Below are 15004 nucleotides of genomic sequence, written 5' to 3' on the forward strand. Positions count from 1 at the left end.
CCCCGAAACATTCCCGCAGGCGCGGATCGACGAACGGGCCTGCACGGACTCCCGGCGAGGACTCAGGCGCGCTGCAGGCGCGGCAGGAGCGACGCCGCGACGTCGCGGTAGGCCTGCGCGCCCCGGGACGCGCGGGCCGTCGACAGGATCGAACGGCCGACGGCCGGGGCCTCGGCGAACCGGACCGTCTTGGGGATCGGTGGGTCGAGCACCGGCAGGTCGTAGCGCTCCCCGACGTCGGCCAGCACCTCGCGCGCGTGGTTGCTGCGGCCGTCGAAGAGCGTCGGCAGGATGCCCCACACCTGCAGGTCGCGGTTGAGGATCCGCTGCACGTCGGCGACGGTGTCGAGCAGCTGCCCGACGCCGCGGTGGCTCAGCATCTCGCACGGCATCGGGATGACGAGCCCGTCGGAGGCGGTCAGGGCGTTGAGGGTGAGCACGCCGAGGCTCGGCGAGCAGTCGAGCAGGACGACGTCGTAGGGCGTCGGGAGGTCCTCGAGCGCCGTGCGCAGCACGTACTCGCGGCCCGGGCGCGGCATGAGCGCGGCCTCGGCACCGGCGAGGTCGATCGTCGACGGCACGAGGTCGACGCCCTCCTCGCACGAGACGACGACGTCGGCCAGGGGCGTGCCGCCGGTCAGGACGTCGTGGACCGACTTCTCGACGGTGTCGGGGTCGACGCCGAGGGAGAAGGTGAGGCAGGCCTGCGGGTCGAGGTCGACGAGCAGGACGCGTTCGCCGTGCTCGGCGAAGGCGGCCCCGAGGCTCGCGACCGAGGTGGTCTTGGCGACGCCACCCTTCTGGTTCGCGACGGCGAGCACGGTGGGGCGCTCCGCCGGCTGCTCGTGGCGGGTGGTGGGGGCGGTGCTGGCGTCCTGGCGGGAACGGGCGGCCATGGCCGTCAGTCTGGCAGGTCACCGGCCCGGAACGCGGAGATCGTCCGCGGCACGCGGGGAGCGTGACGCAGCCGACACGACGTGGCGCCGGCGGCGGGCGGTCAGAAGGCGGAGATCGTCCGCGGGGCGCGCTCGGAGCGGGTCAGGGCAGACACGACCGCGCCCTGGCCGTGCTTCTCGGCGGCGAGGTGCGTGAGCAGCCGCAGCACCGGGTCGAGCACGGCGTCCGGGAGCGTCGGCGCGGTGGCGCGGACGCTGGCGGCGAGGTCCTCGCCGTGCACGACGATCTCCATCATCCGGCTGGTGAGGAAGTCGTCGCGCACCAGCGACCAGCCCTGCCACGGGATGAGCACGGCGCGGTCGGCGGCCTGGGCGGCGAGCAGGTCGGGCAGGGCCTCGCGGGCGGCGACGACGCCGGCGAGCACCTCGTCACGGCCGGCCGCGGCCGTGGCGTCGCTGCCCTCGCGGATCGCGACGTTGACCTCGTCGTCGAGCGCCGCGGTGACCCAGGCGGCCCGCCGGTAGTGCTCCTCGAGCGGGATCGGGCCACCGTCGCCGCCGGCCCGCGGCGGGGCGGACAGGAGCGTGACCGCGGTGACCGGCTGGCTCGCGAGGTGGGCGACGAGGCCGCCGACGTTCCACTCGGGCAGGGCGCTCGGGCGCTCCCAGGCTGCGGCGACGTCCTCGCGCGACACGAGGGCGATGACGTGGTCGGTGGCGGCGAGGAACGCCTCACGCAGGTCGGTCACGACGGGTCTCCTGGGTCGGACGGGGGTGGGTGGCCGGCGTCAGTCGTCGCGATCGAGGCCGGCCCAGTCGGACTTCTCCGGACCCTGCTGCTGCCCCTCGGGGCAGTGCGCCCGGAAGTCGCACCACGAGCACAACGGCGAGGTCCGCGGCGCGAAGCGGGTGGACTCGACGCCGACGTCCTTGAAGTCGGCGTCGGCGCGCCGCAGGTCGGAGGCGATCGATTCGGCCTCGGCGACCTTGCGGGCCAGCGACTCCTCGGTGTGCACATGGCTCGCGACGGTGCCGCTCGGCAGGTGGTGCAGCTCGACGCGCAGGCACGGCCGGCGGAACATCCGCGCCACCGCGACGGCGTAGAGGGCCAGCGGCAGCGAGGTGCGCGCGTCGTCGTCGGTGGGCACCTGGCGGCCGGTCTTGTAGTCGACGACGACGAGCTCGCCGTCGCGGTCGTCGAGCCGGTCGATGCGGCCGGTGACCGCGATCTCGTCGGTCTTGAGCGACACGCTGCGCTCGATGCCGACCGGCTGGTTGTCGCGGTCGCTGTGGCGCAGGTACTCGGTGACGAGGTCGCGCACCCGCAGGCGCCAGGCCATCGACTGCTCGGGGTCGCGGAAGCCGACGTCGATCCACGACGAGCGGACGAGCTCGGCCACCCCGGCCGGGGTGCGCTGGGACACCGGGAGGTCCCAGAAGTCGCGCAGGACGTTGTGCGTGGCGATGCCGACCGAGGTGTGGGCCCGCTGCGGCCGGGCCTGCGGGCGCGGGCGGTCGAGGTACTGCATGCGGTAGCGCCGCGGGCAGTCGAGCCAGGCGAGCAGCTTGGAGGGCGAGCCGGTGTAGAGGGGCGTCGGCATGCCGGCGAAGGTCGTCTGCTCTGCCGGTCCCGTCGTCACGCCGACACCCTACGGCCCGCCCCCGACATCCGCCGGGCGACATCCACAGGCGTCAGTCGCGACGCTCGCGGTGACGAGCCACGGCGGCGAGCCGGTCTGCCGCGGTGTGGAACTCGACCTCGAGGGCGTCGACGACGTCGGCCACCGACGCGACGCCGGTGATGGCGCCGAGGCCCTGCCCCGCGGCCCACAGCTCGGCCCATCGCTTCGGCTGCGGCTGGGCGACGTCGTAGGTCCGGTCGCCGGTGAACTCGAGGTGGTCCGGGTCGAGGCCGTGCGCCACGAGGCTCGGGCGCAGCCACGACGCCGGTGCCCCGGTGACGCCGTCGCTGACGACGAGGTCGGCGCTGGCCGACTCGACGACCATGCGCTTGTAGTCCTCGGCGGCGCGGCTCTCGCGGGTGGCGAGGAACCGGGTGCCCATGTAGACGAGGTCGGCGCCGGCCGCCACGGCGCCCGCGACGCCGAAGCCGTCGGCCACCCCGCCGCCCACGACGACGAGCCCGTCGAAGAAGGCACGCACGGCCGACACGAAGGCGAAGGGCGACAGGTGGCCGGTGTGCCCGCCGGCGCCGGCGCTGATGCAGGCGAGGCCGTCGACCCCGGCGTCGACCGCCTTGTGCGCGAGCCGGAGGTCGACGACGTCGCCGACGACGACCCCGCCGTAGCCGTGCACGGCCTCGACGACCGGGGCAGGCGAGCCGAGCGCGGTGATGACGACCGGAGGCCGGTGGCGCACGACGAGCTCGAGGTCGGCGGCCAGGCGCGCGTTGCTGCTGTGCGTCACGAGGTTGACGGCCCAGGGAGCGTCGCCGACCCCGGCCGCGACCTGCGCCAGCCAGCCGTCGAGCTCCGCCGCGGTGCGGCAGTTCTGCGTCGGGAACGCGCCGAGGATGCCGGCCCGGGCGGCCGCGACGACGAGCTCGGGCCCGGACACGAGGAACATCGGCGCCGCCACGACGGGCAGCCGCAGCCGGGCTGTGAGGGCCCGCGCCCGCTCGACCCCGCTCGACGCGTCCGGCGCGTCCGGCGCGTCCGACCCATCCGGCGCGCCCGACGCGCCACCGCCGGGTGACGCGTCGGTCACGGGACGGACTCGCGCACGTCGGGGGCATCGGGTCGGCGCAGCATCCGCTTGAGCACCTTGCCGACCGGGTTGCGGGGCAGCGCGTCGCGCACCTCGAGCCGCTCGGGCAGCTTGAACGAGGCGACGTGCTGCTCGCGCAGCCAGGCCACGAGCTCGTCGAGCGTCAATGACTGCCCCTCGCGCAGGACGACGACGGCGGCCACCCGCTCGCCGAGCGCGTCGTCGGGGTCGCCGATGACGGCGACGTCGGCCACAGCCGGGTGGGCCGCGACGAGCCCCTCGATCTCGGCGGGGGCGATGTTCATGCCGCCGCGGATCACCTGGTCGCGGGCCCGGTCGAGGTACCGGAGGAACTGGCCCTGCTCGCCGGCGATCTCGAAGAGGTCGCCGGTGCGCAGGTAGCCCTGCTCGTCGAACGGGCTCGGCAGGTGGTCGCCGCCGAGGTAGCCGGCGAACACGGTCGGCCCGCTGATCCGCAGCTCGCCCGGCCGGCCGGGCTCGTCGATCTCCTCGCCCGTGACGATGTCGACGAGCCGGGTGTGCATCCACTCCCCCGCACGCGTCGACCACGTGATGCCGGGCGCGCCGAACCGCGGGAAGAACTGGGCGCGGTCGTCGGGGTCGGGGAAGTCCTCGGGGCTCGACAACAGGCCGATCCCCTCGTTCGAGCCGAAGAAGTTGATGACGCTGATGCCGCGCTCCTGCCAGCCGCGCACCATCGCCGGCTGGAGGGGCGCCGAGCCCGACCCGATGCGGGTCAGGCTCGAGGTGTCGAGGGCCGCGAGCAGCTCGGGGTTGCCGAGCAGCATCCACAGCAGGGCGGGTGGAGCACACGTGTACGTGGCGTGCTCGGTGGCGACCTGGCGCAGGAAGGTCGGAAGGTCGAAGGGGTGGTGCTGCACGAGGACGCAGCCGCTGAGCAGCCACGGCAGGAACATCCCGCTGATGCCGGCCATGTTGACCATGGGGAACGGGTTGAGCAGGACGTCCTCGACGGTGACCCGGGGCGCCTCGGTGGTGGCGACGCCGACCGCGAGCCAGTCCAGGTGGCAGCGCGGGACGCCCTTCGGCTCGCTCTCGGTGCCCGAGGTCCAGCAGATCGTCACGGCGTCGTTGGCCTCGCCCGGCTCGGCCGCGACGTGCGCGTCCACCGCGGCACGGTCCTGCTCCGACGCCGGGGCCGGGTTCCACACGAGGACACCCTCGGGAACGTCGGCGGTGTCGGCACTCGGCCCGAACGCCACGACCGAGCGCACCGAGCCGACGCCGGCCAGGGCCTGCGCGGCCTCCGCCGCGAGGGCGTGCTCGCCGACGCGTCCGGTCGTGACGAACGCGACCGGCCCGGCCTGGCGCGCCGTGCCGGCCACCTCCCGCTCGCGCAACTGCACCGGCAGCGGCGACACGACCACGCCGAGCGTCCACGCCGCGAGGTACACCTCGACGAGCTCGACGGTGTTGGGCAGCTGCACGCCGAGCACGTCGCCGCGGCGCAGGCCCAGCTCGAGCAGTCGGGCCGCGAGCCAGGTCACCTCGGCGTCGAGCTGCGTCCACGTCAGGCGTCGCGGCGCCGACCCCGTGAGCGCCTCGCGGTTGGCGGGGTCGACGACGGCGAGCGCGTCGCCGCGCTCGGCGACGCGCTGCCGGAAGAGGCCGTCGAGGGTGTCCGCGGTCCACCAGCCGCGGGCCTGGTAGTCGGCGACCTTGTCGACCGGGTGCAGTCCGCGTGCGATGGCCATCGGGTGGTGCTCCTGTCGGGTGGGAGGTGCGGGAGGTGCGGGAGGTGCGGCTCGGCGGGTCAGGTGAGGCTCGGGCGCCGTGGCCCGGAGCCGCCGCGGGGCACGACGCGGATGTCGCTGCCGTGGAGCAGCTCGCCGCACGCGTCGCACGCGAGCCGGACCGCGAGGGCCGAGCCGCAGCTACGGTGCCGCTGCACGAGGGCGGGCCCCTCGGGCGCCACGTACCAGTGCTCGGCCCACTCGAGGGCGAGCGCGACGGGCGGGTAGAAGGCCCGGCCCTTGTCGGTGAGGCGGTACTCGAACCGGTCGGGCCGCTCCCCGGCCACGGGTGCGAGGAAGCCGATGTCGGTGAAGGCCCGCAGCCGCTCGGCGACGACCGCCGGGGGCGCCCCCAGGGCCTCCTCGAAGTCGCCGAAGCGTCGGACGCCGCGCAGCGCGGCGCCGGTGATGGCGGCCGACCACCGGTTGCCGAAGATCGTCATCGTCTCGGGGAAGAGCCCGGCGTCGGTGCGTGCCTCGCTGGCAGGGCGTCGGCGCGTGGCCCCACCGGGGACCGACCGCTGCCACGAGCCGCTCGGACCGAAGCGGCCCTCGACGTCGCGGATCGTCACCGTGGCCCGGCACGTCGTGCACTGGAGCACCGGCGAGAAGTGGTGGCCGCACGCGGTGTGCTCCATGTCGGGGAGGGTCTGGGCGTGGCGGGTGACCCACCGACGCTCCCACTCCCAGATGGCGATGAGGATCGGCCACATCGCCCGGCCGCGAGCCGTGAGCACGTACTCGGCCCGCACCGGACGCTGCTGGTAGACGACGCGGGTCAGGACGCCCTCGCGCTCCATCGAGGCGAGGCGTGCCGTGAGCACGGCGTTGGAGATCGGCAGCTGCTCGAGGAAGTGGCCGTACCGCGTCACCCCGCGCAGCGCGCGCTGGAGGATGAGCAGCGTCCACTCGTCGCCGACGAGGCCGAGCATCCGGCCGATCGAGTTGGTCGCGCCGCGCTCGAGCCGCGTCGGGGCGTCACCGTCGTGGACCGGCGGGACCGGCAGGGCCGGCGGGTCGAGCGGCCCGGGCGGCACGGGGCCACCGGGCACGTCGGCGTCGCCAGGACGCGGCACGAGACGCTCAGAGACCGATGGCATCGGCCGCCCGGTCGGTCTCGCGCCAGCGGCGCAGCTCGGCGCCGGGAGCCCACGTGGAGTGCGTGCCGCTCGAGATCCGCTCGGGCAGGCGCAGCGTGCACACCGGCCCGTCGGACACCCGCGACGCGTCGAGGACGAGGCAGAACGAGGCGTCCGCGCGCATGTCGGTGGTGAGGGTGATGAGGTAGCCGTCGTCCTCGCCGGTGCTGCCGACGCGGGGCGCCATCGCGGTCTCGCTGCCGAAGACGTCGTCGCCGAAGGCGTACCGCTCCTCGCTGCCCGTGCGCAGGTCGTGCTTGACGAGGCCGTCGAAGAGGAACCACGCCGGCTTGCCCGTGGCGGCGTAGGCGTACCGGTAGTCGCCACCGGCGTAGGTGCCGTTCATCATGCCGAACTCGGTGATGCTGTCGGAGAGCTGCTCCTCGCGGACGAGCCCGGTGCGCAGGTCGAGCCGCCAGCGGTGCAGCCGCGACTGCATCCGGTCGAGGGCCAGGAATCGGAACGCGCGCTCCCACTGGTTGCCCATGCCGTTGTCGCGCGGCGACGGGTCGCCCTGGTAGAAGCCGTCGAGGACGATGGTGTCGCCGTCCTCGTAGGCGTTGACGAAGTGCAGCACGTACGTCGGGTCGGCCTCGAACCACCGGATGTCGCGCGTCTGCCCGCGGCGCGGCACGACGGCGAAGCGGCTCGGAAGGTCACGGTGGAAGCGTGCCACGTGCGCCCCGTGCGCGAGGGCCTCCGGCTCCCAGAAGAGCGGGAAGTCGCCCAGGACGACATAGTTCTCCGTGAAGGCCATGTCGTGCGGCAGCCGTGGTCCGGGCAGCGGCACGTCGATGTAGTGGACGAGCTCGTCGGACGCGTCGACGACCCCGTAGTGCATGTACGGGGCGTCCTTGGCGTAGTTGAAGAAGAGCAGCTCGCCGGTACGGTCGTCGACCTTGGGGTGGGCCGACACGCCCCAGTCGAAGGGGAACCGGCCGTTCCACGTCGCCTTGCCGAGGGTCTCGGCCGTGGTCGGCTCGAGGCGGTAGAGGTCGCCGCACTGGTAGAAGCTCGTCAGGGCGGTGCCGCGGTGCACGACGACGTCGGTGCTCGAGGCGTCCTTCATCCGCCCGCGCGCGCCCCAGCCGTCCTCGCGCAGCGACAGGTAGGGCGGCTCGGCGAGCCCGGCCCACAGCGCCTGCCCGGCCTCCTGCTCGGCGAGGAAGCCGTCGGTGCGCACGAAACGGTTGCGGTAGAAGGCTTTTCCCTCGCGGAACCCGACGACGTGGACCATGCCGTCGCCGTCGAACGGGTGGTAGTTCTTCAGCGACGGGTGCACCGGGTTCTCGGTGTTGCGCAGGTACACGCCGTCGAGGTCGGTGGGCAGCTCGCCCTGGACCACCTCGAGGTCGTCGGCGACGAACTCGGTGGTCTGCGGCCGCCACGGGCCGGTGCGGTAGGGGTGGTCGTCGTCGGTGGGCAGCGTCGACAGCATCCGGCCGACGATCTCGACGTCCATGTCAGTCTCCTTGCACTGCGCCGACGACGAGCGCGACCGTCGTGGCCGTGCTGCCGCCGAAGTTCAGGGTGCCGAAGGTAGCGGCCCCCTCGACCTGGTACTCCCCCGCCGCGCCGCCGACCTGCCGCGTGGCGTCGACGAGCATCCGGACGCCCGTGGCGCCGACCGGGTGGCCGCCGCCGATTAGGCCGCCGCCGGGGTTGACCGGCAGCCGGCCGCCGAGCTCGATCGAGCCGTCCTCGACCGCCTTCCACGACTCGCCCGGCCCGGTGAGGCCGATGTGGTCGATGGCGAGGTACTCGGTGGGGGTGAAGCAGTCGTGCACCTCGAAGCCGTCGACGTCCTCGAGGGTGACGCGGGCGCGGGTGAAGGCGTCGGTGACGGCGTCGCGCACGTGCGGCATGACGTAGGGGTCGTCGGCGTCGCGCTCGAGCTTCTGGCGCAGCCCGAGGCCGACGGTGCGATGGCCCCAGCCGAGCACGCGGGCGGCGGGCCGGGCGTCCGGGTGGGCGCGCAGCCACGCGTCGGACACGAGGACGACGCCGGCGCCCCCGTCGGTGACCTGGCTGCAGTCGTAGCGCCGCAGCCGGCCCTCGACGACGGGGTTGCGGGCGTCGTCGGTGGCGACCGACGCGTCGGCGAGGTCGGGGAGGTCCCACGCGCGGGTCTGCGCGTTGGGGTTGCGGCGGGCCGCGGCGAGGTTGAGGGCGGCGATGGCGCGCAGGTGCTCGTCGTCGAGGCCGTAGCGGCGGTCGTACTCGTCGGCGACGGCGCTGAAGAGGTGCGGCCACATGAACGTAGCCCCTTCGCCGTCGTGGCCGACCCAGGCGGCCGCGGCGAGGTGGCGCGCCGCAGCGTCGCCGGGGACGGTCTTCTCGAGCTCGACGCCGACGACGAGCGCGCAGTCGTAGCGGCCGGACTCGAGGTCGGCCATGGCGGCCAGGACCGACGCCCCGCCCGACGCGCACGCGGCCTCGTGGCGTGTGGCCGGCCGGCCCCAGAGGTCGGGCTCGACGGTGGCGGGCATGGCGCCGACGTGGCCCTGGCCGGTGAAGAGCTGGCCGAAGGCGTTGGCGACGTGGATGACCTCGACCGCGGACGCGGGGACCCGGGAGGTGGAGAGGGTTCCGCCGACGATCTCTGACGTGAGATCGGCGACGGACCTCCCCTCCCGGCTGAGGTTGCGCGCAAAGTCACTCTGGTGTCCGCCGAGCACCCACACGTTCGTGTGCGTCATCGGTGCCTCCTTGCCCGGCCGGCCTCGCGGCGTAAGGGGCCGGGCTCGTCAGCGTCGCCAGGGCGACGTGCCTTGCCTCCCACGCCAGACCGTACTACAACTAGCAGAGTTACTCCACGGGTCGGCTTGCGGCAGGGGCCGCTTTCGAGCGCAGGGGACGGGCCGGCCCGTGGAGTATCCCCAGGCTCGCGCGAGGAGGCGGCGTGACGGCGACAGCCCCCGACGCGGCCGGCGCAGGCGGTTCGGACGCGTTCGTCCTGGATTTCGTGCGGACGCCACGGGGCCGGGCCAGCGCCCGCGGGTCGCTGCACGGCCTCGCCGCCATCGACCTCGTCGTTCACCTCCAGGACGCCGTCGTGCGCCGCACCGGCCTCGACCCGTCACGCGTCGAGGACGTCACCCTCGGCTGCGCCACGCAGACGGGCGAGCAGGGAGCCGACCTCGCACGTACCGCGAACCTCCTTGCCGGGTGGGGCGACTCGGTCCCCGGCGCGACCATCAACCGGTTCTGCGCCAGCGGCATCGACGCGGTCGGCCAGACCGCTGCGCGGGTGCGCGCCGGCGACCTCTCGCTCGCCGTGGCCGGTGGCGTCGAGAGCGTGTCGCGGGTGCCGATGTTCTCCGACCACGGGCCGCTCTACGCCGACCCCGCGGTCGTGCGACGGGTCGGCTCGGTGCACATGGGTATCGCCGCCGACCTCAACGCGACGCTCGAGGGGTTCACGCGCGAGGAGCTCGACGCGTACGGCCTCGAGACCCAGACGAAGGCCGCGCGGGCCCGCGCGGACGGTGTGTTCGCGCGTTCCCTCGTGCCGGTCCCGGCCGACGACCGCGGCCCGGGCCTCGACCACGACGAGCTCGTCCGGCCGGGCACGAGCGCCGAGTCGCTCGCCGCCCTGCCACCGGCCTTCGCGGGCCTGGGGGCCGACGGGCAGGACGCCGTCGCGCTCGGGGCGTACGGGCGCGGGCCCGGCCACCGGGCGCCGCTCGACCGGATCGAGCACCTGCACACGGTCGGCTCCTCCCCCGCCCTCGCCGACGCGGCGGCGCTCCTGCTGCTGGGCACGCGTCGGGCCGCGGAGCAGGTCGGGGTGGCGCCCCGGGCGCGCGTCGTCGCGGCAGCGTCCACGGCGGTCGATCCGGTGGTCATGCTCACGGCGGGACAGGCCGCGGTCGAGCACGTGCTGGCCCGAGCGGGTCTGCGGCCCAGCGACATCGACGTGTTCGAGTTCGCCGAGGCGTTCTCGGCGCTGTGCCTGCGCTTCCGGCGCGACCTGGGCGCCGGACCCGAACGGATGAACCCCGACGGCGGCACCATGGCGATGGGCCACGCGTTCGGCGCCACCGGTGCCATCCTCGTGGGCGCGTGCGTCGAGGCCCTCGAACGGCGAGGCGGACGCTACGGGGTCGCGGCCGTCAGCGGCGCGGCCGGCCTCGGCACCGCGGTGCTCCTCGAGCGCGTCGACGCCTGACGCTCGGCCCGTCGCGCTTTCACCCGCCTTCACCCCCGGCGCAGTCGCGCCACACCGATCGACGCGTCGGGTGCCCGTTCGCGACAGAGATGCGCCATTCCCTCAGCAGCGCACGACGCGTCGCGCACCTTTCGGGCGAGTGCGCACTCCTGGAGGAAACGCCCACTCCTGGAACTGCCGGCGTCTGATCCGGGTTACGGGCGAAGCACCTGCGTGACGCCGCTGCTGCGGGCCTCGATCACCGCGAGCGCCTCGGGGGTCGTCGTGTTCTCGCCGAGGCGGTTGAGCTTGCCGCTGCCGTGGTAGTCGCTCGAGCCGGTGACGACGAGCCCCAGCCGGTCGGCGAGCGCCGTGGCCCGGGCGATTTCCTCGGGCCCGTGGTCGCGGTGGAAGGCCTCGAGCCCGACGAGCCCGGCCTCGGCCATCCGCTCGAGGAGGTCGTCGGTCAGGCCGCCGCTGCGGGTGCGCGTGAACGGGTGCGCCACGACCGGCGACCCGCCGGCGGCCCGGACCAGCTCGACGGCCTGGATCGGGTCGGGAGACCAGTGCCCGACGTAGTACGGCGAGTCGTCGGTGAGCCACTCCCGGAAGGCCTCGTCGCGGTGCGCGATGACGCCGCTCGCGATGAGTGCGTCGGCGATGTGCGGACGCCCCGGCGTCGCGCCCGGTGCGACCTGGGCGAGCACCTCGTCGTAGGTCACGGGGATGCCGTCGGCGGCCATCTTGTCGACCATCCGCTGCAGGCGCGTCGCACGGCTCTCGCGGGCGCGCGCGAGGGCCGCCGTGAGGTCGGGGTCGTGCGGGTCTGTGAGGTAGCCGAGGAGGTGCACCGACGCGTACCGCCACGTGCACGACACCTCGATGCCGCGGACGAGCCCGACGCCGTGCTCGGCCGCCGCAGCCGCGGCCTCGTCCCAGCCGCCGACGGTGTCGTGGTCGGTGATGGCGAGCACGTTGACGCCTGCGGCGGAGGCGGACGCGAGCAGCTGCGACGGCGTCTCGGTGCCGTCGCTGACCGTCGAGTGGGCGTGCAGGTCGATGACCGGCGCCCCTCCCCTGACCGTGCTCACGGGCCCCAGCGTAGGGGCGAGGCCGTGCTCGTGGTCGCCACACCCCGCCGTCCTCACCCCACCCACCGTCCCCGCCGTCCGTGCCTGACCCCGCAACACACCGAGTAGTCGCCAAGTCGGACCGGAATAACCCGAACGGGTTGGCAACAGCTCGGTGTGTTGCGGGGCGGGAGGGTCGGACCGCAAGGCGGGGCATGGCAACCTTTCGCGCGATCGGCCCGTATCACCGGGCATGGACGCGACAGGGGCGCATGGTGAGCAGAAGGGATGCGGCACGCGACGCCGCGTTCACGCAGTTCATGGAACAGGCGGGACCCTCGCTGCTGCGCACCGCGTGGCTGCTCACGGGTGATGCCCACGACGCCCAGGAGCTGACCCAGGCCGCACTCGTCAAGACGTACGTGGCCTGGGGTCGGGTCCGCGACGGTGAGGGCCTGGCCTACGCGCGCCGGGTGCTCGTCAACCACCGCACCGACCGCTGGCGAGCCACGCGACTCGAGCAGCCGCACGACACGGTCCCCGAGCCGTCGGCCCGCCCGGCCGACCCGATGCACGGGTCCGACGACCGCGACCTCGTCGTGCGTCTGCTCGCGACCCTGCCTGAGCAGCAGCGTCGCGTCGTCGTGCTGCGCTACTACACAGACCTGTCGGAGAAGGCGACCGCCGACGCCCTCGGCATCTCCGTCGGCGCCGTCAAGAGCGCCGGCTCTCGTGGCCTGGCGGCGCTCCGCGCCGGTCTCGCCGACGCCGCTCCATCCCGACCGAGCCCCGATGCGCCCGCGACCGAGAGGAGCGCCCGATGACCACCACACCCGACGCCGACGTGCGGGCCGCCCTCGACGCCGCGGCCGGCCTGCCCGACCTCCGCCTCGACCCGGCGCTCGTGCTCGACCGGGGGCACCGCGTCGTCCGGCGGCGCCGAGTCCTCGGCGGGGTCGCTGGCGCGGCGGCCGCTGCCATCGTCGCCGTGGTCGCCGTGCAGCTGGGCACCGGCCAGACCCGCCCCCTCCCACCGGCCCACGACCCGAGCCGATCCAGCACCGCCGTGCGCAGTGGGAGCCTGCACGGCACGACGTTCTCCGACGGCATCAAGCAGGGGGCCGGGTTCGAGGTGGCGGTCGAGCCCGGTGCGAAGGGCCAGGTCACGGAGACCTGGACGCTCTCCGAGGGCAACACCACGCTCAAGACGGTGAGGCGCACCCGTCCGGTCACGGCTGACGGTCAGGCCAGCTTCCTCATGCCGGACGCGTCCGGCCAGAAGGGTGTCGTCTACGGCTACGTCCTGACGGGTGACCAAGGAGTCCAGTCGGGAGTCGCGTTGACGCAGCTCGTGTCGGCACCGGACGCGTTCACGGGTGATGGCGCCGGTGGCAACCTCAGCGACCCGGCGAGTGGCCGCATCGTCGGTAGCCTCTTCATCCAGCGCGTCGAGAAGGCAGACCCGACACACGTCATCGGTCTCATCTGGGGCCGGTCGAAGGTCGCGGGCACCCAGGTGACCTGGCTCGGCGACGGCGCGGCCCTGCGTCCCGACCGGACCGGCGGCGTCGACGCTGCCGTCGTGACCGTGAACCCACGGCTCAGTGTCCTGCTGTGGCGCAACGGCGACCGGTTCGGATTCGGACACCGCAGCGGCCCCTCGGCCCTGACCGACCCGGGCACGCTCCAGGTGGGTGTCGAACCGCGCGGCAGGGCGGCCTCCGGGATGGCTCCCGACCTCGCGGTGGGCTGGGTCACATCCGGTGCCGTCGAGCTGACCTCGACCGACCCCGGGGACTCCTTCACGGTCGTCTACGGCACGCCGGTAGGTGGCCGGACGCCGTTCGTGGCGGTGTCGGCCAACCCCGACGTCAAGGGCGCGGTCACGGTCAGGGGCGGCGGCGAGTCGCAGACCCTGACCACCTGGGACGCCCAAACCTCCTGAAAGCCAGCGGCTCCAGCCCTCCCGCCACTTCACCTGGTTCACCCGCAACACACCGAGTAGTTGCCACCTCAAGCTGGAATAACCCGAACGGGTTGGCAACTACTCGGTGTGTTGCGCGGCTGGTGCGCAGAGCGACGCGTCAGGCGGAGCGACGCATCAGGCAGAGCGGCGACCCGGTCGGGCGTCGCGGATCCGGGCGCCGATGAGCCCGGGGCGGTCGAGCTCGGACCAGATGACCCGCTCGAACGGATGACCCAGGCGCCGCACCCGGTCCTCACGGCGCTTCTCCAGCCACACGACCTGACCGGGATCGGCCGGGGCGCCATCCAGGTCGTCGCGAGCGCGCTGGTACTTGACCCGGCCGTCGAACTCCAGGACGACGCCTTCCACGACGAAGTCGACACGCGCGGCGAACCCCTCGGCGTCCGCGATGACCACCTGGCTCTCGAAGGACAGGCCGAGGTCCTGCAGGATCATCCGGGTCCGCGACTCCCCCACCGACTCCGCCTTGCCATCCATGCGCAGCACCGCCGCGAGCGCTCGCCTCCGGCCTTCGTGCGGCGAGACCTTCGCCACGGCGTCCAGCAGCTCCGGAAGATCGACCAGGCCTCGGTGCCAGGCGGCGTCGCCCGCCACCACCGCGCACTCGTGCCCCATCGTCAGGGCGGCGCGGACCACGGCGGTCGCGACGGGCACCGCCGGCAGCCCCAGCAGCTCACACGTCGACCCGACGGTTGGCGGGTGCAGGGTCACCCCCTCACGCCGCACCGCCTGCCGGACGGATCCCGAGAGATCGATGCGGTCGGCGTCATACCGCCAGAGCGGCAGGCCGTACAGCGCGAGGGCCGCATGGTGGCTCAGCGCCTCACCGGGACGAGTGCGGGCCACCGCCATGGCAGCCAGCCGGTAGCGCTCGTCGCGGTCGGCGTCGGTCCACGGCGCACGCGCCACGAACGCACCGCGCCGCACCCTGATGACCTCGCCCGCCCGGACGGCCGCCCGCAGGCCGGTGGGTCCGACGCCCCGGCGCGCTGCCTCTGCTGCCGAGAAGACGCCGTGCTGCTCGCCCGCGAGGGCCTGGAGTCGGGAGTCCATGCGCCGATGGTCTGGCCCTGGAGCGTCGCGCGCAGCGACGAGGGACTGCTCCTGTGGACGATGCCGTGCGGCCCCCGGGGCTGTGGACGACCGCGACACACCGACTAGTTGCCAATCCGTTCGGGTTATTCCAGCTCAGGTTGGCAACTGCTCGGTGTGTTGCGGGGTCGACCCGAGGACGGGGCGGCCGGGAGGGGCCGGCCTGGG

Annotated in this window: 13 protein-coding genes; 3 read left to right on the plus strand and 10 right to left on the minus strand. The window is 74.0% G+C overall.

Annotated elements, in window-relative coordinates; translation table 11 throughout:
* Positions 1–62: 62 nt before the first annotated feature.
* From BIV28_RS13215 to BIV28_RS13250, 8 genes are all read right to left on the minus strand, one after another.
* Positions 63–896 carry a ParA family protein gene (locus BIV28_RS13215; protein WP_083707326.1) on the minus strand — a complete coding sequence of 278 codons (834 nt, stop codon included), beginning with the start codon at positions 894–896 and terminating at the stop codon, positions 63–65.
* Between the two features lie 101 nt (positions 897–997).
* Entirely contained in the window at positions 998–1645 is a 648-nt protein-coding gene (locus BIV28_RS13220) for a maleylpyruvate isomerase N-terminal domain-containing protein (RefSeq protein WP_076262568.1), read from the minus strand.
* Positions 1646–1684: 39 nt separating this feature from the next.
* Positions 1685–2536, minus strand: coding sequence for a RecB family exonuclease (locus tag BIV28_RS13225; protein ID WP_242652997.1), 852 nt, complete (start codon positions 2534–2536; stop codon positions 1685–1687).
* Between the two features lie 52 nt (positions 2537–2588).
* Entirely contained in the window at positions 2589–3623 is a 1035-nt protein-coding gene (locus BIV28_RS13230; protein WP_242652999.1) for an NAD(P)H-dependent flavin oxidoreductase, read from the minus strand.
* Positions 3620–5359: a class I adenylate-forming enzyme family protein gene (locus BIV28_RS13235; RefSeq protein WP_076262570.1), complete on the minus strand. Its 1740-nt coding sequence runs from the start codon at positions 5357–5359 to the stop codon at positions 3620–3622. Before BIV28_RS13235 ends, BIV28_RS13230 begins: the two co-directional genes overlap by 4 nt.
* A gap of 59 nt (positions 5360–5418) precedes the next feature.
* The gene (locus BIV28_RS13240) at positions 5419–6474 is read right to left on the minus strand and encodes a winged helix-turn-helix transcriptional regulator (protein WP_242653001.1); all 1056 of its coding nucleotides are present in this window, start codon (positions 6472–6474) and stop codon (positions 5419–5421) included.
* Between the two features lie 7 nt (positions 6475–6481).
* The gene (locus BIV28_RS13245) at positions 6482–7999 is read right to left on the minus strand and encodes a carotenoid oxygenase family protein (RefSeq protein WP_076262572.1); all 1518 of its coding nucleotides are present in this window, start codon (positions 7997–7999) and stop codon (positions 6482–6484) included.
* Position 8000: 1 nt separating this feature from the next.
* Positions 8001–9236, minus strand: coding sequence for an acetyl-CoA acetyltransferase (locus BIV28_RS13250; RefSeq protein WP_076262574.1), 1236 nt, complete (start codon positions 9234–9236; stop codon positions 8001–8003).
* A 203-nt stretch (positions 9237–9439) separates the two neighbouring features.
* Between BIV28_RS13250 and BIV28_RS13255 the strand changes: the two genes are divergently transcribed.
* Positions 9440–10708, plus strand: a complete 1269-nt coding sequence (locus BIV28_RS13255; protein WP_076262576.1) for an acetyl-CoA C-acyltransferase — start codon at positions 9440–9442, stop codon at positions 10706–10708.
* A gap of 194 nt (positions 10709–10902) precedes the next feature.
* On the opposite strand, the gene BIV28_RS13260 is transcribed toward BIV28_RS13255, so the two are convergent.
* Entirely contained in the window at positions 10903–11778 is an 876-nt protein-coding gene (locus tag BIV28_RS13260) for a PHP domain-containing protein (protein ID WP_076262578.1), read from the minus strand.
* 251 nt (positions 11779–12029) lie between these two features.
* On the opposite strand from BIV28_RS13260, the gene BIV28_RS13265 reads away from it, so the two are divergent.
* Together BIV28_RS13265 and BIV28_RS13270 are read left to right on the plus strand one after the other, a co-directional pair.
* Complete coding sequence (locus BIV28_RS13265; protein ID WP_207555975.1) at positions 12030–12581, plus strand: SigE family RNA polymerase sigma factor; 552 nt, start codon at positions 12030–12032, stop codon at positions 12579–12581.
* A complete protein-coding gene (locus BIV28_RS13270) occupies positions 12578–13702 on the plus strand; it encodes a hypothetical protein (protein WP_076262580.1) in 1125 nt (374 codons plus the stop codon). The genes BIV28_RS13265 and BIV28_RS13270 overlap by 4 nt, the downstream gene beginning before the upstream one ends.
* Positions 13703–13858: 156 nt before the next feature.
* Here BIV28_RS13270 and BIV28_RS13275 read toward each other — a convergent pair whose 3' ends face one another.
* Entirely contained in the window at positions 13859–14797 is a 939-nt protein-coding gene (locus BIV28_RS13275) for a type IV toxin-antitoxin system AbiEi family antitoxin domain-containing protein (protein WP_076262582.1), read from the minus strand.
* Positions 14798–15004 lie beyond the last annotated feature (207 nt).

This window comes from Intrasporangium flavum, assembly GCF_001956915.1.
Classification (GTDB): domain Bacteria; phylum Actinomycetota; class Actinomycetes; order Actinomycetales; family Dermatophilaceae; genus Monashia; species Monashia flava.

Excerpts from the sequence above, each read along its gene's own strand:
- BIV28_RS13215 (WP_083707326.1), bottom strand. The coding sequence starts at position 896 with ATGGCCGCCCGTTCCCGCCAGGACGCCAGCACCGCCCCCACCACCCGC.
- BIV28_RS13235 (WP_076262570.1), bottom strand. The coding sequence starts at position 5,359 with ATGGCCATCGCACGCGGACTGCACCCGGTCGACAAGGTCGCCGACTAC.
- BIV28_RS13245 (WP_076262572.1), bottom strand. The coding sequence starts at position 7,999 with ATGGACGTCGAGATCGTCGGCCGGATGCTGTCGACGCTGCCCACCGAC.
- BIV28_RS13250 (WP_076262574.1), bottom strand. The coding sequence starts at position 9,236 with ATGACGCACACGAACGTGTGGGTGCTCGGCGGACACCAGAGTGACTTT.
- BIV28_RS13265 (WP_207555975.1), top strand. The coding sequence starts at position 12,030 with ATGGTGAGCAGAAGGGATGCGGCACGCGACGCCGCGTTCACGCAGTTC.
- BIV28_RS13270 (WP_076262580.1), top strand. The coding sequence starts at position 12,578 with ATGACCACCACACCCGACGCCGACGTGCGGGCCGCCCTCGACGCCGCG.
- BIV28_RS13275 (WP_076262582.1), bottom strand. The coding sequence starts at position 14,797 with ATGGACTCCCGACTCCAGGCCCTCGCGGGCGAGCAGCACGGCGTCTTC.